Origin of the sequence: Pseudomonas sp. FSL W5-0203, assembly GCF_001896155.1 — a bacterium.
Taxonomy (GTDB): Bacteria; Pseudomonadota; Gammaproteobacteria; order Pseudomonadales; family Pseudomonadaceae; genus Aquipseudomonas; species Aquipseudomonas paracarnis.
This window is the reverse complement of the sequence record NZ_MPOR01000045.1, coordinates 1-21,870: the sequence shown is the minus strand read 5'-3', so window position 1 is coordinate 21,870 and position 21,870 is coordinate 1. Positions and strand designations below refer to the sequence as shown.

The 21,870-nt window shown below is 61.6% G+C and carries 15 protein-coding genes; 10 read left to right on the top strand and 5 right to left on the bottom strand.

Annotation, left to right across the window (positions count from 1 at the left end):
* Nucleotides 1-61 precede the first annotated feature (61 nt).
* Nucleotides 62-475, top strand: a complete 414-nt coding sequence (locus BOP96_RS25545; protein ID WP_003193963.1) for an acyl-CoA thioesterase — start codon at nucleotides 62-64, stop codon at nucleotides 473-475.
* Here the strand turns inward: BOP96_RS25545 and BOP96_RS25540 are convergent, their stop codons facing one another.
* Nucleotides 476-2,284, bottom strand: coding sequence for a cation:proton antiporter (locus BOP96_RS25540; protein ID WP_073454348.1), 1,809 nt, complete (start codon nucleotides 2,282-2,284; stop codon nucleotides 476-478).
* Nucleotides 2,285-2,391: 107 nt separating this feature from the next.
* Here BOP96_RS25540 and xerD point away from each other — a divergent pair, with 107 nt between their 5' ends.
* The 6 genes from xerD (at nucleotide 2,392) to BOP96_RS25510 (ending at nucleotide 12,436) form a co-directional block, all read left to right on the top strand.
* Entirely contained in the window at nucleotides 2,392-3,288 is an 897-nt protein-coding gene (gene xerD, locus BOP96_RS25535; RefSeq protein WP_014719783.1) for a site-specific tyrosine recombinase XerD, read from the top strand.
* Between the two features lie 148 nt (nucleotides 3,289-3,436).
* On the top strand, nucleotides 3,437-4,168 hold the full coding sequence (locus tag BOP96_RS25530; protein ID WP_005791088.1) for a thioredoxin fold domain-containing protein: 732 nt from the start codon (nucleotides 3,437-3,439) through the stop codon (nucleotides 4,166-4,168).
* A 128-nt stretch (nucleotides 4,169-4,296) separates the two neighbouring features.
* Entirely contained in the window at nucleotides 4,297-5,601 is a 1,305-nt protein-coding gene (locus BOP96_RS25525; protein WP_073454346.1) for a homoserine dehydrogenase, read from the top strand.
* Between the two features lie 67 nt (nucleotides 5,602-5,668).
* Nucleotides 5,669-7,078: a threonine synthase gene (thrC, locus tag BOP96_RS25520; RefSeq protein WP_014719782.1), complete on the top strand. Its 1,410-nt coding sequence runs from the start codon at nucleotides 5,669-5,671 to the stop codon at nucleotides 7,076-7,078.
* Between the two features lie 264 nt (nucleotides 7,079-7,342).
* Nucleotides 7,343-10,915: a transporter substrate-binding domain-containing protein gene (locus BOP96_RS25515; protein WP_073454344.1), complete on the top strand. Its 3,573-nt coding sequence runs from the start codon at nucleotides 7,343-7,345 to the stop codon at nucleotides 10,913-10,915.
* 276 nt (nucleotides 10,916-11,191) lie between these two features.
* Entirely contained in the window at nucleotides 11,192-12,436 is a 1,245-nt protein-coding gene (locus BOP96_RS25510; protein ID WP_020301358.1) for an EAL domain-containing response regulator, read from the top strand.
* Here the strand turns inward: BOP96_RS25510 and BOP96_RS25505 are convergent.
* Entirely contained in the window at nucleotides 12,405-13,067 is a 663-nt protein-coding gene (locus tag BOP96_RS25505) for a response regulator transcription factor (protein ID WP_003193955.1), read from the bottom strand. The genes BOP96_RS25510 and BOP96_RS25505 overlap by 32 nt on opposite strands.
* Nucleotides 13,068-13,274: 207 nt before the next feature.
* Between BOP96_RS25505 and BOP96_RS25500 the strand changes: the two genes are divergently transcribed.
* Complete coding sequence (locus BOP96_RS25500) at nucleotides 13,275-13,559, top strand: DUF3509 domain-containing protein (protein WP_020301357.1); 285 nt, start codon at nucleotides 13,275-13,277, stop codon at nucleotides 13,557-13,559.
* Nucleotides 13,560-13,731: 172 nt separating this feature from the next.
* Here BOP96_RS25500 and BOP96_RS25495 read toward each other — a convergent pair whose 3' ends face one another.
* Nucleotides 13,732-14,931, bottom strand: a complete 1,200-nt coding sequence (locus BOP96_RS25495) for a CaiB/BaiF CoA transferase family protein (RefSeq protein WP_073454342.1) — start codon at nucleotides 14,929-14,931, stop codon at nucleotides 13,732-13,734.
* A 137-nt stretch (nucleotides 14,932-15,068) separates the two neighbouring features.
* Here BOP96_RS25495 and BOP96_RS25490 point away from each other — a divergent pair, with 137 nt between their 5' ends.
* Both BOP96_RS25490 and recJ read left to right on the top strand, forming a co-directional pair.
* Nucleotides 15,069-15,611 (top strand): YaeQ family protein, encoded by a 543-nt coding sequence (locus BOP96_RS25490; protein ID WP_003193952.1) that lies wholly within the window; start codon nucleotides 15,069-15,071, stop codon nucleotides 15,609-15,611.
* A 157-nt stretch (nucleotides 15,612-15,768) separates the two neighbouring features.
* Nucleotides 15,769-17,478, top strand: a complete 1,710-nt coding sequence (recJ, locus tag BOP96_RS25485) for a single-stranded-DNA-specific exonuclease RecJ (protein WP_014719777.1) — start codon at nucleotides 15,769-15,771, stop codon at nucleotides 17,476-17,478.
* 135 nt (nucleotides 17,479-17,613) lie between these two features.
* Here the strand turns inward: recJ and BOP96_RS25480 are convergent, their stop codons facing one another.
* Both BOP96_RS25480 and mprF read right to left on the bottom strand, forming a co-directional pair.
* Entirely contained in the window at nucleotides 17,614-18,894 is a 1,281-nt protein-coding gene (locus BOP96_RS25480; protein WP_014719776.1) for a virulence factor family protein, read from the bottom strand.
* Entirely contained in the window at nucleotides 18,894-21,536 is a 2,643-nt protein-coding gene (gene mprF / locus BOP96_RS25475; RefSeq protein ID WP_014719775.1) for a bifunctional lysylphosphatidylglycerol flippase/synthetase MprF, read from the bottom strand. Before mprF ends, BOP96_RS25480 begins: the two co-directional genes overlap by 1 nt.
* Nucleotides 21,537-21,870: the final 334 nt, after the last annotated feature.

Genomic DNA, 21,870 nt, shown 5'->3' with positions numbered 1-21,870 from the left:
AAAAGCAGCCTACGGGCTGCTTTTTTGTGCCTGAAATTTGCCTATCTGCCGGTATTGACCCATGACCACCCGCCTCGAAGAAATCCAGCGCCGCACCGACCTGTCCGTCACCCACGTGACCAAGGCCGTGTTCCCGCCCACCACCAACCATCACAACACCCTGTTCGGCGGCACTGCCCTGGCCTGGATGGACGAAGTGTCGTTCATCACCGCCACGCGTTTCTGTCGCTTACCTTTGGTGACGGTCTCCACCGACCGTATCGACTTCAACCATGCGATCCCGGCTGGCTCTATCGTTGAGCTGATCGGTCGGGTGATCAAGGTCGGCAACACCAGCCTCAAGGTCGAGGTTGAAGTGTTCGTCGAGAGCATGAGCGCTGATGGCCGTGAAAAGGCGATCCAGGGCGTATTCAGCTTTGTCGCGATTGACGCAGATAAACGCCCTGTCCCAGTACTGCCTGGCTTTGTTGACTGATTACTCGGCGGTGCTGGCCTGCGGTTGAATGACCGCCAGCAAGGTCCAGCCCGCTCCGGGCTTCAAATTGCTCTCGGGCGAGACCACGTGCACCCAGCCGCTGGTGTCCCTGGCAAACAGCAAGGTGGCGCGCTCGCCGTGCAACGCCTGGTACTGCTCCCAGCCAAAGCCGTCGGTGAGGCTGGTGCTGTACAACTCGGCGCCTTGGCCCAGCAGGCTGGCCAATTTGGTGTAGCTCAAGGGTTGGCTGCCCAGCAAGTGTCCGCGGTGTTCATGACTAGCCTTGTGCTTGTCGGTGCGACGGTTTTCCTGGCTGCTGGCCAGGGCGAACAGGCGATGGCCGAAGTCATGGCGAAAACGCATGGTGGCCAAGGCATTCAGTTCGCCAGAAGGCGAGAGGGCGAGCAGGTGCCCCAGGCCGACCAGGTCCAGATGGGATTCGGCATGCTGGGAGGCCGGGTTGCCGAAGTACGTAGGCAAGCCTTCCATACGACTGGCGCGGATGTTTTCCCAGCTGGAATCCGTTAGCAACACGCGGCTGCCCAATTGCTGCAACGCCTTGCCGAGTGCTCGCGCCGGGCCGTTCGCACCCACGATCAAAAAGCCGCTAGGCGCCGGCTCAGCGACTTTGAGCAGGCGGGCCAAGGGGCGTGCCGTGGCGCTTTGCAGCACCACGGTGCCGATGATCACCGCGAAGGTCAGCGGCACCAGCAACAACGCGCCTTCGTGGCCAGCCTCATCCAGGCGGATCGCAAAGATCGCTGACACCGCCGCCGCCACAATGCCCCGTGGGGCGATCCAGGCCAGCAGTGCGCGCTCGCGCCAGTTCAACCCCGAGCCAAAGGTCGAAAGCGCCACGTTCAACGGGCGTGCAATGAATTGGATGATCAACAGCAGGATCAACACGAACGGCCCCAGGGCGATCATGGCGTTCAGGTCCAGGCGTGCCGCCAGCAGGATAAACAGCCCGGAAATCAGCAACACGCTGAGGTTTTCCTTGAAGTGCAGGATGTGCCGTACATCCACGCCTTTCATGTTCGCCATCCACATGCCCATCAGCGTGACCGCCAGCAGGCCGGACTCATGCATCACCTGGTTGGAAGCGATGAAGATACCCAGCACGCCCGCCAGTGTCGCCAGGTTATGCAGGTATTCCGGCAACCACTGGCGGCGCATGATCTGCCCCAGTACCCAGCCACCGGCGATGCCGAACAGGCTGCCGCAGAGGATGACGCCGCCGAAGGTCAGCAGGCTGTGGCTCAAACCATCGCCCGACGCACTGGCGATGATAAAGCTATACACCACTACCGCCAGCAGTGCGCCAATCGGGTCGATGACGATGCCTTCCCAGCGCAGGATATTGGCGATGGACGCTTTGGGGCGCACCACACGCAACATGGGCACGATCACGGTTGGGCCGGTGACCAGTGTCAGGGTGCCGAACAGCAGTGCCAGCATCCAGTCGAAACCCAGTAGCCAGTGGGTGGCCAGGGTGATCACCGCCCAGGTCGAGAGTGCGCCGACGGTGACCAGCCGGTGGACGACGCTGCCGATTTCCTTCCATTCCGACAGGTGCAGGGTCAGGCTGCCCTCAAACAGGATCAGCGCCACTGCCAACGACACCAATGGCATCAACAGAGGGCCGAACATTTCCTGCGGGTCGAGCCATCCGAGTATCGGCCCTGCCAGAATCCCGCTCAGCAGAAGAAACAGAATCGCCGGCAGTTTCAGGCGCCAGGCCAGCCACTGGCAGCCGAGTGCGGCCACGCCAATACCGCCAAAAGCCAACAAAATCTGTTGTTCGTTCATTAAAGCTTCCTGTTCCTTGAATTAGCGGGCTATGAAAGACTAATGGCTCTTGCCACAGTTCACTAAATAATTCGCGTATTGCCTTGTGCTGCGTTGCTTGAGTGCCCATGCCTGCCATTGACCATCCCCTGATCGACCGCTTCCTCGACGCCCTCTGGTTGGAAAAAGGCCTGTCGGACAACACACGCCAGGCCTACCGCAGTGACCTGGCGCTGTTTAACGGCTGGCTGCAGGAGAAAAAACTTGAGCTGAAAAATGCCGGGCGCGAGCTGATCCTCGATCACCTGGCCTGGCGCCTGGAGCAGAACTACAAACCGCGCTCCACTGCGCGATTCCTCTCCGGCGTGCGTGGCTTTTATCGCTACCTGCTGCGGGAAAAACTCATTGCCGTCGACCCGACCCTACAAATCGACATGCCGCAACTCGGCAGGCCGTTGCCAAAATCCTTGTCGGAAGCCGACGTCGATGCCCTGCTCGCGGCCCCAGACCTGAGCGAGGCCATCGGCCAGCGCGACCGCGCGATGCTTGAGGTGCTGTATGCCTGCGGCCTGCGCGTCACCGAACTGATCAGCCTGACGCTGGAGCAGGTCAACCTGCGCCAGGGCGTGTTGCGCGTGATGGGCAAGGGCAGCAAGGAGCGGCTGGTGCCGATGGGCGAGGAGGCGATTGTGTGGGTCGAGCGCTACATGCGCGATGCGCGCCACGAACTGCTCGGTGGGCGCCCCAGCGACGTGCTGTTCCCCAGCCAGCGCGGCGAGCAGATGACCCGCCAGACCTTCTGGCACCGCATCAAGCACCAGGCCAAAGTGGCCGGGATCGGCAAGGCGCTGTCACCCCACACCTTGCGCCATGCCTTCGCCACCCACTTGCTCAACCACGGCGCGGATTTGCGCGTGGTACAGATGCTGCTCGGCCACAGCGACTTATCCACAACCCAGATCTACACCCATGTGGCGCGCGCACGTTTGCAGGATATGCACGCCAAGCATCACCCGCGCGGATAAAACCGTCAGAAATGGCCCATTTTACCTGTCGCGGTCTGCCCTCCCGCCCAACTGTGGTAGGCTTTGCCGGTTCGCAAAGGGGACGGCATCCATTGTGGTCCAGATCAGTATTCTGCTCCCGTCCCTGCCTCTGCCTTCAGGAGTTCCCATGCGCTTGACCCAGATTATTGCCGCCGCAGCCATTGCGTTGGTTTCCACCTTTGCGGTCGCCGATGATGCGGCCGAGCAGACCATTCGCAAGAGCCTGGCCAACCTGGCGCTCGATACCCCGATCGAAAGCATCAGCGCCAGCCCCATGGCCGGCCTGTATGAAGTCAAGCTCAAGGGCAGCCGTGTGCTGTACGCCAGCGCCGATGGCCAGTACATCGTCCAGGGCTACCTGTTCCAGCTCAAGGACGGCAAGCCGGTCAACCTGACCGAGAAGGCCGAGCGCCTGGGTGTGTCCAAGCTGATCAACGGTATCCCGGTGGCTGAAACCGTGGTGTACCCGGCCATCGGCGAGACCAAGACCCACATCACCGTGTTCACCGACACCACCTGCCCGTACTGCCACAAGCTGCACGCCGAAATTCCGGCGTTGAACAAGCTGGGCGTGGAAGTGCGCTACGTCGCGTTCCCGCGCCAGGGCCTGGGTTCGCCGGGTGACGAGCAGTTGCAAGCCGTATGGTGTTCGGCCGACAAAAAGGCGGCCATGGACAAGATGGTCGACGGCAAGGAAATCAAATCGGCCAAATGCGCCAACCCGGTTTCCAAGCAGTTCGCCCTGGGCCAGTCCATTGGTGTGAACGGTACACCGGCCATCGTTTTGGCCGACGGCCAGGTGATTCCGGGCTACCAGCCGGCGCCGCAAGTTGCCAAACTGGCACTGGGTGCCAAGTAAGCATTTATCGTTGAGCCTTTGACGATCATGGCCCGCCGAACCGTCGGCGAGTCATTAATTGAGAGCCGCAGTTGTGCGGCTGTTTTCACGGCCGACCTAGCGTCGGCCGTTTCATGGGGAGTTCTTCAGTGAAACCGGTCAAAGTAGGCATCTGTGGGTTAGGGACCGTCGGTGGCGGTACCTTCAACGTACTTCAGCGTAACGCTGAAGAAATTTCCCGCCGCGCAGGTCGCGGGATTGAAGTGGCGCAGATTGCCACGCGTTCGCCAAAGCCTCAGTTCGAAACGACCGGTATTGCGATTACCAACGATGTGTTCGCCGTGGCCACCAACCCTGAGATCGATATCGTCATCGAACTGGTTGGCGGCTACACCGTGGCCCGCGAGTTGGTGCTCAAGGCCATTGAGCACGGCAAGCACGTGGTCACCGCCAACAAGGCGCTGATCGCCGTGCACGGCAACGAGATCTTCGCCAAGGCCCGCGAGAAAGGCGTGATCGTGGCGTTCGAAGCCGCGGTGGCCGGTGGTATCCCAGTGATCAAGGCAATCCGCGAAGGCCTGTCCGCCAACCGCATCAACTGGGTGGCCGGCATCATCAACGGCACCGGTAACTTCATCCTCACCGAAATGCGCGAGAAGGGCCGTACCTTCGAAGACGTGCTGGCCGAAGCCCAGGCCCTGGGTTACGCCGAAGCCGACCCGACCTTCGACGTGGAAGGCATCGACGCGGCCCACAAGCTGACCATCCTGGCGTCCATCGCTTTTGGTATCCCGCTGCAATTCGACAAGGCCTACACCGAAGGCATCACCAAGCTGACCACCGCCGACGTGAACTACGCCGAAGCCCTGGGCTACCGCATCAAGCACCTGGGCGTAGCGCGCAGCACCCCGGCCGGTATCGAATTGCGGGTGCACCCGACGCTGATCCCGGCCGACCGCCTGATCGCCAACGTCAATGGCGTGATGAACGCGGTGATGGTCAACGGTGACGCCGCCGGTTCCACCCTGTTCTACGGCGCCGGTGCCGGCATGGAGCCGACCGCTTCGTCAGTGATCGCCGACCTGGTGGACGTGGTTCGCGCCATGACCAGCGACCCGGAAAACCGTGTGCCGCACCTGGCCTTCCAGCCGGACTCGCTGTCGGCCCACCCGATCCTGCCGATCGAAGCCTGCGAAAGTGCCTACTACCTGCGCATCCAGGCCCAGGACCATCCAGGCGTGCTGGCCCAAGTGGCCAGCATCCTGTCGGAGCGCGGTATCAACATCGAGTCGATCATGCAGAAGGAAGTCGAGGAACACAACGGCCAGGTGCCGATGATCTTGCTGACCCACCGCGTGCTCGAACAGCACATCAACGATGCCATCCATGCCCTGGAAGCCTTACAAGGCGTGGTCGGCCCGGTGGTGCGGATTCGCGTCGAACACTTGAACTAACCGATTTGTTCCAGGGACCCCGTCCATTCGGCGGCCCCTGTTCGAGAATGTTTTAGAGGAGCCAGTCATGCGTTACATCAGCACCCGCGGCCAGGCACCGGCCCTGAATTTCGAAGACGTTCTGCTGGCAGGCCTTGCCACCGACGGCGGCCTGTATGTGCCGGAAAACCTGCCACGCTTCACCCAGGAAGAAATCGCCTCCTGGGCCGGCCTGCCGTATCACGAGCTGGCTTTCCGAGTGATGCGCCCGTTCGTCACCGGCAGCATTCCGGATGCGGATTTTAAAAAGATCCTGGAAGAGACGTACGGCGTGTTTGCCCATAGCGCCATCGCACCTCTGCGCCAGTTGAACGGCAACGAGTGGGTACTGGAGCTGTTCCACGGCCCGACCCTGGCATTCAAGGACTTCGCCCTGCAACTGCTCGGTCGCCTGCTCGACTACGTGCTGGAAAAGCGCGGCGAGCGCGTGGTAATCATCGGCGCCACCTCCGGCGACACCGGCTCGGCGGCCATCGAAGGGTGCAAGCACTGCGAAAACGTCGATATCTTCATCCTGCACCCGCACAAGCGCGTGTCGGAGGTGCAACGTCGGCAGATGACCACCATCTTCGGTGAGAACATTCACAACATCGCCATCGAAGGCAACTTCGACGACTGCCAGGAAATGGTCAAGAACAGCTTCGCTGACCAGAGCTTCCTCAAGGGCACGCGTCTGGTGGCGGTGAACTCGATCAACTGGGCGCGGATCATGGCCCAGATCGTCTACTACTTCCATGCATCGCTGCAGTTGGGCGGCCCGGCGCGTTCGGTGTCGTTCTCGGTGCCGACCGGCAACTTCGGCGACATCTTCGCCGGTTACCTGGCACGCAACATGGGCCTGCCGATCAACCAGTTGATCGTCGCCACCAACCGCAACGACATCCTGCATCGCTTCATGAGCGGCAACCAGTATGTGAAGGAAACCCTGCACGCCACGCTGTCGCCGTCCATGGACATCATGGTCTCGTCGAACTTCGAACGCTTGCTGTTCGACATGCACGGTCGCAACGGCGCAGCCCTGGCCGAGTTGATGAACAGCTTCAAGCAAGGTGGCGGTTTCAGCGTCGAGCAAGAGCGCTGGACCGAAACCCGCAAGCTGTTCGATTCCCTGGCCGTGGACGATGCGCAGACCTGCGAAACCATCGCGCAGGTCTATGCCGAAACCGGCGAAGTGCTCGACCCGCACACGGCTATCGGCGTGAAAGCCGCCCGCGAATGCCGCCGCAGCCTGGATATTCCAATGGTGATCCTCGGTACCGCGCACCCGGTCAAGTTCCCGGAAGCGGTCGAGAAAGCCGGCATTGGCAAGGCCCTGGAGTTGCCGGAGCATTTGACCGACCTGTTCGAGCGCGAAGAGCGCTGCACCGTATTGGCCAATGACCTGAAGACAGTGCAGGCGTTTGTCAGCCAGCATGGCAATCGGGGCAAACCGCTCTAATCAAGAATGGGGTAGCGGGTTTGTGTGGGAGCTGGCTTGCCTGCGATGCAGGCGCCTCGGTACGACTGAATACCCAGGCGTCTGCATCGCGGGCAAGCCCGGCTCCCACATTCAGCTAACTCACCCGCTGACCCTGAGGCGGATATCAGGCTGCTACAGGTATGCATTCAGCTTTTTGCAGTCGGCCAAGCCCGTCCTCGTGACGGGCTTTTTCATTCTGGCGAGCCATACTTGCCCAGTCGCCCAATCAAGGAAACCCAACCGGTGCAGGTGTTGATCCAATGGACGTTGAAGCTGGTGTGCCTGTTGTGGTTCATCCAGGTGCCCATGAGCCTGGCCGCCGTCAGCCTGCCGTTCAAACTGGTGCCGGCGTTTATCCCGCTTGAACCTATGCCGCTGGCGCCAACGGAGCAGCAGTGGTTGGCGGCGCATCGGACACTCAAAGTGGGCATCTCGATAGATGACTACCAGCCGATCGATATCACCCGCGACCGCAATCGCTACCAGGGCATCAGCGCCGATTATTTGAGCCTGGTTGGCGCGCGGCTGGGTGTGCCCATGCAAGTGCTGGGCTTCTCCGAGCGCGCCCAGGCGGTCGAAGCGCTGCGCAACGGCACCATCGACATTCTCACCAGTGCCAATGGTTACGAGCGTGACGTACCTGGCCTGCAATTCACCCCGGACTACATGCCCGACCGCTCGGTGGTGGTGCTACGTCGCGACGATACCCAAGGCGACGATCTGGCCGGCAAGAAGCTGGTGTTGCTCGACGGCTACGCCAACGTGCAGAAGGTGCACGCGGCGTATCCCGACAGCCACATCATGCTCGCCCCCAACCTCTACAGCGGCCTCGAAGCCTTGAAGCAAGGTGACGTCGATGCGTTTATCGGCAACGAAGTGATTGTGCGCGCCTATAAATCGCTGCGGCCTTACCTGGGGTTGCAGATCAAGGAGCAGAGCCGGCTGGCGCCCATCGGTTTTGCCTTCGCCACCCGCCAGGCAGATCCGTTGTTGGGGGCCATGATGAACCGCGCGCTGGCAAGCCTCGACGAGTCGGTGCAGCGTGAAATCCTCGCGCGTTGGACCACCGGGCTCGGCGTCGGTATCAGTGGTGAGCGCATTGCGTTGTCGGCGTCGGAACAGGCCTGGGTGCGTGAGCATCCCCATGTCGTGGTGGTGGCCCAGCAGATGTCTCCGTACATATTCAAGGATAAGGATGGCCACTGGGTTGGCTTGAATGTGGATTTGTTGCATCGCATCACGCGCATGACCGGTTTGCAATTTATCTTTGAAGAGGTGCACTCCACCGCGCAAACCCTGGAATGGCTGGAAACAGGCAGGGCGCAGATGAACACGACCCTGGCCGTTAACCGCGAGCGCAGCACAGTGCTCAACTTCAGCCATGGGTATGGTGGGTCCGGCTGGGTGTTTGTCGAGCGTGCCGATGCCGCGCCGCTCACCGGCTTGAAGCAGTTGGACGGCAAGGTGCTTGCGCTGCCGGCACGTCATGTATTGGAAAATGATATTCGCCATGCGCATCCGAACATCACGTTGCGCCTGGTGGACAATTACAACCAGGCCCGTGAGCTGGTACGACGGGGCGAGGCGGCCGCTACCATTCAAACTGAAGTGGAAGTGCAGAGTTACCCGGAAGATGGCCTGCGTATCGGACGCAGTGTCGATGGCAAGTGGTCGTCCAACTGCCTGTCGGTGCGCAAGGACCAGCCTGAGCTGCTGAGCATTCTGAACAAGGCCCTGGAGGCGCTGCCGGTGGCTGAGTTGAGTGCCTTGCGCTTGCGTTGGATCGGTGCCGTGGCGATTCCGCTGCCGGCCTGGCAACGCGTACCGCCATGGGCCTATTGGACGGTGGCCACGGCGCTGCTGTTTGTGTTGGTGTCGCTGGTGTGGAACAGCCGGCTCAAGCGCCAGATTCGCCAACGGCTGGAGGCCGAGCAACGGCTCAACGACCAGTTGGCGTTCAAGCGCGCACTGCTCGACGGCATGCCCAACCCGCTGTTCGTCCGCGACCTGGACGGGCGCCTGGTGACCTGCAATAAAAGTTATGAACAGCAATTGGCGACCCGGCTGGAGCTGATCCAGGGCCTGACGCTGATGGAGAGCAAGGTCGTGCCCGACGCCACAGCGGCACGCCTGCACGAAGGCCACATGGAGCAATTGGCCACGCAGCAGCCGTTGTTTGTCGACCGGCAATTGGAACTCAACGGCGGCAGTTATCACGTCTACCAGTGGACCGTGCCTTTTTTTGACGCCCAGGGCCGCCTGCAGGGGTTGTTGGGCGGTTGGATCGATATCAACGAACGCAAAGACCTGGAGCGCCAGTTGATGGACGCACGCCAGGCCGCCGACGAAGCGAACTACGCCAAAAGTGCATTTCTCTCGGCCTTGAGCCACGAGATTCGCACCCCCATGACTGCCATCATTGGCTTGCTCGAACTGGAGCAAGAGCGTTGCCTGGCAAGCGGCCAGCCGGTTTCCGAGGCGCTGCAGGTGGCCCATCGTTCGGCGCGCGAGCTGATTGCGCTGATGGGCGACAGCCTGGACTTGGCCAAGATCGAGGCCGGCCACCTGCAACTGGCGCCACAGACCACCGAGTTGAAGCGTTTTTTCGAGGGCATTCAGAGCCTGTTCGAAGCCACAGCGCAAAAGAAGGGCCTGCACCTGACCCTGGCGTTTGATCCGGCTGCTCAGGGTTATTACTGGTTCGACCCGCTGCGGTTACGCCAGGTGATGCACAACCTGTTGGGCAATGCGCTCAAATTTACCGAGCGGGGCGGGGTTCACCTCAGCGTGACTTGCCAACGGGATGAGACCGATACCGAATACCTGCACCTGTGCGTCAAGGACAGTGGCCCGGGCATCAGCGCCGAGCAACAGCCGCGGGTGTTCAAGCCTTTTACTCAGGTGAGCGCCTTGACCGCTGCGCAACACGGTGGCACCGGGCTGGGCCTGAGTATCTGCAAGCAACTGGTGGAATTGATGGGCGGCAGCATTCACCTCGATAGCGTGGTGGGCGAGGGGACGGTGGTGTGCATTGACCTGCGCCTGGACCGGGTCAGCACCGATGATGTGCCGGCAACGCCCACCGCGACGTTGTTACCGACGGGGCGCAGCCTGTCGATACTGGTGGTGGATGATTTGGCGGCCAACCGCCTGGTGCTGGCGCAGCAGTTGCAGTTCCTCGGTCATCAAGTGGTCGCCCTGGAGTCGGCCGAGGCCGCGTTGCAACGCTGGCGTGAGCAGCGTTTTGACGTGTTGGTCACCGATTGCCAGATGCCCGGCATGTCCGGTTATGCCTTGAGTGCGACGATACGGCGCCTCGAAGCCGAGGAGCAACGGCCTCGTAGCGCGCTGGTGGGTTGCACCGCGAACGCCATGAAAGATGAACAACGCCGCTGCGAGGACGCCGGTATGGATGAGCTGCTGGTCAAGCCGGTGACCCTGGAACACTGGACCCAAGTGCTGGCCCGCGTGGCGCCCCAGCGTTCGTTCGATATCCAGGCCCTGCGCACCATGACCCAGGCCGATGGCCCGGTGCTGCAAAGCATGTTGCAGGAACTGGCCAAGAGCCTGGACCACGAACACGAGGTGTTGGCGGGTGCCCTGGCCGAGCGCGACGTGGCACGCTTGAATGCATCGCTGCACCGGCTCAAGGGCATTTGCTCGCTGGTGGACGCACTGCCACTGGCCAAGGCCTGTGTCGCCCTTGAGCAATGCGCCCGTGAACAGCGCGGCGCCGAGCTTGAAGAACCCTGGTTGCGCTTGTCCGAGGTGCTCAAGGCTTTTCGTCGCGACCTGCAACCTTATCTGGATGCGTAACCCAGCCCGTATGCCGATCAGCCAAGCGAACGCAATGCTCAAGGCAACGAAGATCAAATGTGGGAGCTGGCTTGCCGGCGATAGCGGTAGTGCAGTAACAGATGTAGCGACTGACACACCGCCTTCGCAGGCAAGCCAGCTCCCACAGGAGGTCTGCGCTTGACCGACAAGGCTTGCCCCTCCCACATTTAAAGAAGCTTTTAGGACACGTCCTATGGGATACGGCGTAGCGTATGGCTACTGTGCGGGACTTTCTCTGTACCGACACCCTTACCCATGCGATCCCTGAACGTCCTGATCCTCGAAGACAACCCGTTTCAACTGATGGCCCTGCACCAGATGCTCAATGCCAACGGTGTGTTCAATGTGCGGGCCGCGGAAACGGTCGAAATTGCCCGCCAGTCCCTGGACAGCAAAGGCCCGGTGGATATCGCCATCTGCGACCTGTACCTGGAGCAGGGCGATGGCCTGGCGTTGATCCGTGAGTTGGCGGAACGCCGCCTGGCCCAGGTGTTGATCTTGCTCAGCAACGCCGAGCCCGACGTGCTGGAAGGCGTGGCGAACATGGCTCGCCAATTGGGGCTCAAGGTCTTGGCGTGCTTGCCCAAGCCGGCCTCGGCCAAGCTGATCGGGCAAGTATTGAGCGATTGTCAGGAGCACTTGCGTCCAGGGCCAGCGGTGCTGTCCTGGGAGCGCGTCCGTCAACTGCTGAGCTTGAGCGAGCAGGAACAACTGCCGCCCTCGGCGGATGTCAGCCAGGCGACTATCGCAGCCTGTGGCAGGGTCTGGTACCAGCCCATCGTCAGTCAGGCCGGTGTGTTGCAAGGGGTGGAGGCGCTGGCGCGTTGGCAGTTGCAGGACGGTGAGCTATTGCTGCCTGACGAGTTCCTGCCAGTGCTGGAGTTTGCCGGCATGGAAGAGGCGTTTACCTGGCATGTGCTGGAGCAGGCGCTTGCCCTGGCGAACCAGGTGATGGGCGAAAGCGGCCGAGTGCTGCCGGTAGCTGTGAACATTCCCGGGCGTATGCTGGAGCGCGAGCACTTCCCCCAGGTGCTGCAAGGTTTGCTGCAACTTCATGGTGTGCCCGCCCATAGCCTGACCCTGGAGTTGGTGGAAACCTCGACGCTGAAAACCGACAGCGCCCATGTCACTGGGTTGCTGCGCTTGCGCATGTTGGGTTGCCAGTTGTCCATCGGCGACTTCGGCATGGGCGGCACCAGCCTGCAGCATTTGCTGGAACTGCCTTTTACCGAGCTGAAAATTCCCCCGGCGTTTGCCTGTGGGATGGCCAATGATGATCGCAAGGCCGCTGTGGTGGCGGGCGCCATGAGCATGGCGGCGCGCCTGGATGTCGCCGTGGTGGTCACCGGCGTGGAAACCGCCGCCGATTATCACGCCGTGGGCGAACTGGGCGCGGCGTGGCTGCAAGGTTGCTTTATCGCCCGGCCGATGGAGGCCGAGACGCTCAAGCAATGGATCGCGTTCCAGGCTAGGCCAGCCCGTGTTCCTGCACGTAAATAAACAGGGCGGCATCGTTGACCAGCCCCAGCTTGCGCATGGCGCTGACTTTTTGCGCGCTGACGGTCTGCTTGCTGCGGTGCAGGTGCGCGGCGATCTCGCCCACCGTCATGCCACTGGCCAACAGGCGAATCACCTCCAGTTCCCGGGGTGACAGGTGCTCCTGGGAGTGCAGGCGATCAGCGCCGACTTCCCCGGCCAGGCTCAGCGCCTGGCGGATGGTCTGGGCCACATAGGTACGTTGCTGGCGAACCTGCCGGATCGCCTGGGGCAGCTCATCGGCCAGGCTGGCCTTGCTCAGCAAGCCCATCACGCCCAACGCCAGGATGGAATGAAACAACCCGGCATTGTTGAGCATGGTCACCACCACAATGGGCAGGTGCGGATAGTGCCGGCGCAGTTGCTCGATCAAGCGCAACCCGTCGGCTTGGGGCTCGACGGGCATCATGAAGTCGGTCACCACCACATCGCAGGCACAGTGTTGCAACAACGCACTGAGGGCCTGGGGGGAATTGGCCTCGCCGACGATGCTGATGTGCGTGTCACGCTCGAGCACGGCGCGCAGGCCAATCAGGAAAATCGGGTGATCGTCGGCAATCACGATACGCAAGGGCGGTTCAGACGCAGCTCTCAAGGCAGGCTCCCGGGACAATCCAGGGATTCTAGCCTGTGCGCCGTTGTTTTTTCTCTGTCATCTTTTCCGTGCATGCTCGTTTTCCTCAAGCAGTGGATTACACAAAAGGTAGAACTTTCTGCTTTGAGCACGGGTCACTTGAATGTCAGCCTCTTCGTGACATTTTTGTTTTTCGAACCTTTTTCGAATGATTGAGTGGTGATCGAGATGGAAAGTATCAACCTATTGCTCAGCCAAGCACTGAGCCCTTATCAGGTTACGCTGACCTCTGCCGGTATGCGCGACGACTGCCTGGTAACCGTGAAGAACCCCGGTGGCGCCATCGTGGTTGAACGTGAAGTCGATCGTGCGCAATTGAGCGACAAGCGCGCGCTGGTGGATGTGGTGGATTGCCTGCTCCGCGACCTGAAAATCGCCGAAGGGCGCCTGGAACCTTCAGTCATCGCTGCCTTGCGCAACGCCTCCCAAACCCGTGGCGGCGCACTGGCATGAAACATTATTTTTCTTCGGAACCTTCCTACAAGGTGGTCAGTCAGAGTTTGTAACAGCAAGAGCAGGCATTGTGCTCCGGTGTTTGTCGCTTGCTGTGCGGGTCTTTTTGTAGACCACGTTTAACCCCGAGTTGTCTCCCCACTGCTCGGGGTTTCTTTTTGCCTGGGATTTGTCAGATCGCGCCATCCTCGCGCAGGCGAGTGATAGCCGCCGCGTCGTAGCCCAAGGCATTGAGCACCAGGCTGTTGTGTTCACCCAGTTGCGGGCCGACCCATTCGCAGCTGCCCGGTGTGTCCGAGAGCTTGGGCACGATGCCGGGCATCTTGAAGTCCTTGCCGCCCGGCAACTGCGCCTTGAGGAACATTTCCCGGGCCAGGAATTGCGGGTCGCCCAGCATGTCTTCGGCGCTGTAGATGCGGCTGGCGGGCACCTCGGCTTTGTTCAGATGCTCAATCACCTGGTCGAGAGACAGCGAATTGACCCAGCGATCAATCACGCCGTACAGCTCATCGCGGCGAGCGTCACGCCCGTCATTGCTGGCCAGTGCAGGGTCGTCCGCCAAGTCGTCACGGCCGATCACCCGCATGAAGCGCTTGAAGATTGCATCGCCATTGGCGCCGATCTGCACATGCTTGCCGTCTGCGGTGGTGTGGATCGAGGACGGGGTGATACCGGGCATGATGTTGCCGGTGCGCTCACGGATAAACCCGAACACATCGAACTCGGGGATCATGCTTTCCATCATGGCGAAGATGGCCTCATACAGCGCCACATCCACCACCTGGCCCAAGCCGCCGTTGACTTCGCGGTGACGCAGCGCCATCAGCGCGCCGATCACTGCCCACAACGCGGCAATCGAGTCGCCGATGGAAATCCCGGTGCGCACCGGCGGGCGGTCCTCGAAGCCGGTGATATAGCGCAAGCCGCCCATGGACTCGCCCACCGCGCCAAACCCCGGCTGGTCCTTCATCGGCCCCGTCTGGCCGAAGCCCGAGAGGCGTACCATCACCAGCTTGGGGTTGAGGGCGTGCAGGGTTTCCCAGCTCAGGCCGAGTTTCTCCAGCACGCCTGGGCGGAAGTTTTCGATCAGGATGTCGGCGTCGGCCAACAGTTGCTTGAGGATCGCCAGGCCTTCAGGGTGCTTGAGGTTGAGGGTCAGCGACTGCTTGTTGCGCGCCTGCACGAACCACCACAGCGAAGTACCTTCATACAGCTTGCGCCATTTGCGCAGCGGGTCGCCGCCGTCCGGGGATTCGACCTTGATCACCTCGGCGCCGAATTCAGCGCAAATGCGTGAGGCAAACGGGCCGGCGATCAGGGTGCCCAGTTCGATGACTTTCAGGCCGGCAAGTGGTTTGGCATTAAGCGACATGGGGATCCTTACGAGCGCGGGACGATGATGTCCTGCTTTTTAACATAGGCGAGCCGCGCGGATGCAGCGCAGTATTCGTTCAATGCCCTCGCCATCGGTTAGACTGGCCGCCTTTCCTTGTCTTTAGAAGCCCGTTCATGGCCCAGCCGTCCACGACCTACAAATTCGAACTCAACCTCACCGACCTCGACCGCTCGGTGTACGAGAGCGTCAAACAGACCATCGCCCGCCACCCTTCGGAAACCGAAGAGCGCATGACCGTGCGCCTGCTGGCCTACGCCCTCTGGTACAACGAGCAATTGGCGTTCGGGCGTGGCCTGTCGGATGTGGACGAACCGGCCCTGTGGGAAAAGAGCCTGGATGATCGGGTTTTGCACTGGATCGAAGTCGGCCAGCCGGATGCCGACCGCCTGACCTGGTGCTCGCGCCGCACCGAACGCACCAGCCTGCTGGCCTATGGCAGCCTGCGCGTGTGGGAAGGCAAGGTGGTGCCGGTGGCCAACAACCTGAAAAACGTGCACATCGCTGCCGTGCCCCAGGAAGTCTTGGAGACCCTGGCCAAGGACATGCCGCGGGTGATCAAGTGGGACGTGATGATCAGCGAAGGCACGATCTTTGTGACCGATGACCGTGGCCAGCATGAAGTGCAACTGCAATGGCTGGTCGGCGAGCGCGGTTGAAAAGGTGGGAGCTGGCTTGCCTGCGAGGGCATCCACTCGGTGTGTCTGATGTACCGAGTCGTATGCATCGCAGGCAAGCCAGCGCCCACACTTGATCTCTGCTGCGTTCACTTTCTGTGTTTAACCGATGTATTAGAAGAGAAGCTCCCGTCACCCCATGCGTATCGATCCCCGCCCATTGCCCGCCGTCCTGCCTTTTCTCGGTGAACTGCCGCCGCTGTTGACCCGCCTTTACGCCGCACGCGGGGTGCAGTCGGAGGCCGAGCTGGACAAGAGCCTGGCGCGGTTGATTCCCTATCAGCAGCTCAAGGGCATCGATGCGGCGGTGGACTTGCTGGTGACGGCCCTGGAGCAACGCCAGCGCATCCTGATCGTCGGTGACTTCGACGCCGATGGCGCCACGGCGAGTACCGTGGGCACCCTGGGCCTGCGTTTGCTTGGCGCGGCCCATGTCGATTACCTGGTGCCCAACCGCTTCGAATACGGCTACGGCCTGACCCCGGAAATCGTCGCGGTGGCGCTGGAGCGCGAGCCGCAGTTGCTGATCACCGTGGACAACGGTATCTCCAGCGTCGAAGGCGTGGCGGCGGCGAAAGCGGCGGGGTTGCAGGTGCTGGTGACCGACCACCACTTGCCCGGCGATGAACTGCCGGCCGCTGACGCCATCGTCAATCCTAACCAGCCGGGCTGCACATTTCCCAGCAAGGCCCTGGCCGGCGTCGGCGTGATCTTCTATGTATTGATGGCCCTGCGTGCACGGTTGCGCAGCCTGGGTTGGTATGACAACAAGCCCCAGCCGAACATCGGTGAACTGCTTGATCTGGTGGCCCTGGGCAGCGTCGCTGACGTGGTGCCGCTGGACGCCAACAACCGCATCCTCGTGCATCAGGGGCTGGAGCGTATTCGGGCCGGTCGGGCGCGGCCGGGGATCAAGGCGATCCTGGAAGTGGCCAAGCGTGATCATGCGCGTATCACCTCCACCGACCTGGGTTTCATCCTCGGCCCGCGTCTGAACGCGGCCGGACGCCTGGATGACATGAGCCTGGGCATTGAATGCTTGCTTACCACGGACTTCGCCGCCGCACGGGAAATGGCCGCGCAACTGGACGGCATGAACCAGGACCGTAAATCCATCGAGCAAGGCATGCAACGCGAGGCCCTGGCCCAGCTCAAGGACCTGCCGGTGGAGTCGATGCCGTACGGTCTGTGCCTGTTTGACCCGGAGTGGCACCAAGGGGTGATCGGGATCCTCGCGTCACGCATGAAGGAGCGTTATTTCCGCCCGACCATCGCCTTCGCCGATGCCGGTGATGGCCTGCTCAAGGGCTCTGGACGCTCGGTGCAAGGCTTTCATATCCGCGATGCGCTGGCGGTCGTCGCCAGCCAGCACCCCAACCTGATCACCAAGTACGGCGGCCACGCCATGGCGGCGGGGCTGACCTTGCCCGAGGCCAACTTCCCGTTGTTTGCGCAAGCCTTCGATGCCGAAGTGCGTCGGCAATTGCGCGAAGAAGACCTCACCGGCCGCCTGCTTTCAGACGGCACCCTGGCGGTGGAAGAATTTCACCTGGAACTGGCCCGCGCCCTGCGCCATGCCGGCCCGTGGGGGCAGCACTTTCCCGAGCCGTTGTTTCACGGGGTATTCCAGTTGGTGGAGCAGCGGGTGGTGGGCGAGCGGCATTTGAAAGTGGTGCTCAAGAGCGAGTGCGGGTCGGTGAAGCTCGATGGCATCGCCTTTGGTGTGGACCGCGAAGTGTGGCCAAACCCGACGGTGCGTTGGGTGGAATTGGCCTACAAGCTGGATGTGAATGAATTTCGTGGCAATGAGACGGTGCAACTGATGATTGCGCACATCGAACCGCGCTAGTTTTCATCAACACCACGTACCACTGTGGGAGCGGGCTTGCCCGCGATGACGGAGTGTCAGTCAACGCTACTGTGACTGAGCCAGCGCTATCGCGGGCAAGCCCGCTCCCACATTGGGTCTTAGGTTAAGCTGGAGTTATTCGGCTTTGGCCTGATGCTTGACGATAATATCCACCAACCGCTTGGCCAGCGCCGGGTAGTTCTCATCGAAGTGATGCCCGCCCGGCAGCTTCATGGCTTCGCCCACGGCGGTCTTGTCGGTGCAGCCACTCTCGTCGACTTCTTCGGCGCCGTAGATGCACACGACTTTCTCAGGCGGCAGCTTGGCCATTTCCGGGCCGGTGGCGGCTTCTTTGCCGGCGTTGCCCAGCCAGCCTTCCACTTCGATTTCAAAGCTGCCGGTACGGGCGAAGGCCAGCAGGATGATCGCGTCCACCCGTTGCTGTTCGTTCTCTGGCATACGGTTGTAGATGGCCGGCAATACGTCGGCGCCGAACGAGTAACCGGTCAGCACGAAGCGCTTGGTGCCCCACTTTTGCCGGTAGTGTTGCATCAGCTCGGTGAGGTCCTTGGCGCTTTGCTCCGGCGTCTTGTGCTGCCAGTAGTAGCGCAGGGTGTCGATGCCCACCACCGGGTAGCCGATCTTCGCCATCTCGCCCGCCACGTCGCGGTCCAGGTCTCGCCAGCCGCCGTCACCGGAGAGGAATAGGGTCACGGTGTCCTTGGCTTGGCCGGCAGGCACTTCCACCACCGGAATCGCCAGGCCGCCGTTGTCCGAACCGACCAGTTGCTTGCGCAGTTCGTTATTCAGCACCTGTGGGTAATGAATGTCGTAGTCGCTGATGCTGGTAGTAGCGCGCGGTGTGTCACGTACGAAACTGGCGCTTTCATCGTCGGGGTTATCGTTCCACGCCACCAGCCAGCTGCCATGGGCGGCGGTTTTCGGCAGCGGGTCGTTGCAGCCTTCCTGTTTCAGGGCGAAGCCCACGGAGATGGCGTTGGCCTTGTCGTCGTTCTGGGTGGCCAGCCAGCGCCAGGCGAGTGCGGCGCCAGGGCCGATGCCGCTGACCAGGGTTGCCGGGCCTTTGAGCTGGGCCAGGGCGCCTTGCAGGGCTTTTTCCTGCAGTGCGCAGTCATCCTTGGGCAGCACCACCTGAACCAGTTGCGCAGCACCGCCCTGGCTCAGGGCAATCAGTTGGCTGTCGGTCAGGGTTTCGTCGGCCATCACCGCCACGGCCACGCGGGCTTTTGCGTTGCTGGCCGGGGTTACGCGGGTCATTACCGAACCGTCGGCCTGGGGCAAGTGCTCCAGGGTCGGTTGCGGGGCGGGGCGGTTCCAGTACCAGAAGCCACCCGCCGCGATCAGCGCAAGCAGCACCACTAAAGCCAATACATACCGCCAGGAGCGTCGAATCATCAGCGTTTCACCAATCCAGTCAAGCCGCCCGCAATCAGGGCGGCGGTATCGGCCAATGCCACCAGCGGATCCAGTCCTGCGGGCACGGCCATGTAACGGGGTTCCCAGTCGGGCTGGAACTTGTCTTTGAAGCGGCGCAAACCTTGGAAGTTATACAGTTGCTCGCCACGGCGGAACACCATCGAGCCCAGGCGCTGGGTCAGCGGTGCGCCACGGCGCGGTTGCAAGCCCGACAACGGCACCATGCCGAGGCTGAAGCGCGCGTAGTCGTGGCTCTTATAGTGTTGAATCAGGCCCACCATCATGAACTCCATGGTCAACTTGGGCGCGTCCGGGTGGGCACGCATCAGGTCGAGGCTGGCCAGGTCATGATTATAGGTTTCGAGCAGATTGGCGAAGGCCACCGGGCGCCCTTCGAAGCGAATGATCGCGATACGAAAGTGCTTGAGGTAATCATCGCTGAAACGGCCCAGGGAGAAGCCCTTTTCCCGCACATTCTTACCTGTAAGCCAGGCGTCGGAGATGACTTTTAATTCATCCATCGGCGCCTTGCCCGGTTCGCAGATTTCCAGGGACAGGCCGTCCCGGGTGCCACGGTTCCAGGTGTAGCGCAAATCCTTCATTTCCTTGCCCTTGGCTTCCAGGTCAAAGCGTTTCAGGTCGACGCGGGCTTCTTCACCCAGTTTGATCGCGGTGAGGCCGATGTCCATGTAATACGGCAGGTTCTCGGCGCGTACCTGATAGAACACCGGACGGGCGTGGTGGATGTCGCACAGGTCGCGGAACTGCCAGATCATCTCGGCGCGCGGTTGGGTCGGGCCGATCGGGTCGTACAAGGCCACCAGGCTACGCCCGCGACGGGCATACATCAGGAAGGCTTCATCGTTAGGGTGAAACAGCAGCGCCTTGTCGCCGGTGAGCGCCAGGCCGCCGTCGGGTTGGGACGAGGCCATCAGGATCTTGCTGGCGCGCTCCAGTTCTTCCGGGGTCGGCAGGTGGATGACCGGGCGTGCCGTGCGCAGCAGCCAGGTCAGCGATACGATCACCAGCAACACGGCGGCGCCGAGCAGCGAACGCAAACCACGTGGGGCGTTGGCGTCGAGGGTGAACTGCCACCAGAGTTGGTGGCTGTAGGGCACGTCCTGGTAGGCAAACAGCAACAGCCAGATCGAAGCGCCGAGCACACAGACACTGGCCACCAGGTACAGCGGCGAAAACGGCAACTCGGTCAGGCGACTGGCGCGGTAGAACGAGCGCCGGAAGATGGCCAGCAGCACTGCGGTCATGGTCATCAGGCTGGCTTCTTCCCAGTCGAAGCCTTTAAGCAGCGAAAGCAGGGCGCCAACCAGCAGCAACACCATGGTCAGCATCCAGGCGGCCGACAACCGCCGGCGCAGGCCCTGGGCGAGCAACAGGCACAACACACCGATCAGGCTGGCACCGAAGTGCGACGCGTCAATCAGACGATGGGGAATCAGGAAGCCGATGTTTTCCAGGCGTGAGTCGATCTCTGGCGTGGCGCCGGAAAACAGCAGGACCACGCCGGACAAAAAAACCAGGACGGCCAATACTGGCGCTGCCAGCCCCGACGCTACCCGCAGACTTTGCTGGGTCTGGAACAGGCGCTGGGCCTCGTTGACCAGCAGGAATACACAGGCGATCAGCAGCGGCAGCACCACGTAGATCATGCGGTACAGCAGCAAGGCAGCAGCCAGGGGCGCGGCACCAAGTTTGTCGGCAAAGGCCGCCAGCAGGATCGCTTCGAATACCCCCACCCCGCCCGGAACATGGCTGAGCACACCGGCGGCCAGGGCCAGCAGGTACACCAACAGGAACGGGCCGAAGGGCGGAGCTTCCGGCAACAGCAGATACAGCACGGTGGCGGCTGCGGCGACGTCCAGTGCGGTGATGATCAGTTGCAGGAAAGTCAGGCGTCGGCCAGGCAGGCGCAGGGTACGGCGCCCGGCCTTGACCAGCAGGTTGTCGGGGTAGGGCTGTTCCGGCAGGCGGCGGCGATAGATGCCGATGCACAGCAGGGCCGACAACAGCAGCACGGCGCCGGCAATGCCGCCGAGCAGGCTTTGCGATAAATGCAGGTAAGTGGAGGCGGCCGGCAAGTTACTCAACGTGGCCAGCGCGGCCAGCGGTGGCAGGGCACAGCCCAGGGCCAGGCTGGCGAATACGGTCATGTGCGCCACTTCCGAGGCGCCGATGCCATGGCGTGCATATAAACGGTAACGCACCGACCCCCCCGAGAGCATCGACAAGCCAATGGCGTTGCCGATAGCAAAGGCGGTGAAACCACCCAGGGCCAGGGTCTTGGCGGGCAATTGCACGCCGGCATAACGCGCGCCGGAGAACTCATAGCCGAGCAGGATTACAAAACCGGCGACCGCCGCCGCAAAGGCCCCCAATAGGGCCGGCTTGGGCACTTCCAGGATCGAATCGTGCAGGGCGTAGAGGTCCAGCTCCAGCAGCAGGTGCCGGCAGGCGATCAGGGCGATTGCAAACAGCAGAAGCGTCACGGCCAGGCCGATGGGCTGGCGGTATTTGCTCAACAGGTCCAGCCACCGCAAACGGGTGGGAGTGATCGGTTGTTCTGCTGTAACGGTGTCTTGTGGTTCAGACGAGTTGGCGCGCATCAATCACCTCGTGGATTGTGCGCGACAGGATGGAGGTATCCAGCCAAGTTACCAATCCCTATGGACAAAATAATTACAAATATTAACGCGGATCACCGGGCGCGGCGACTGCGGCCATTGGTCGTAGAGGGGTAGCGCTTGAGCATTGAGCATAGCGTGCAATGAGATGGACTCTACAAACCGTCTACGGTTTCATGAAAGATGCCATGTCATTGTTTCAGAAGAACTTTTTCGTCAGATACAAAAAAGGCCACTCTTTCGAGTAGCCTTTTTTGATGTTTGGTTGCGGGAGCCGGATTTGAACCGACGACCTTCGGGTTATGAGCCCGACGAG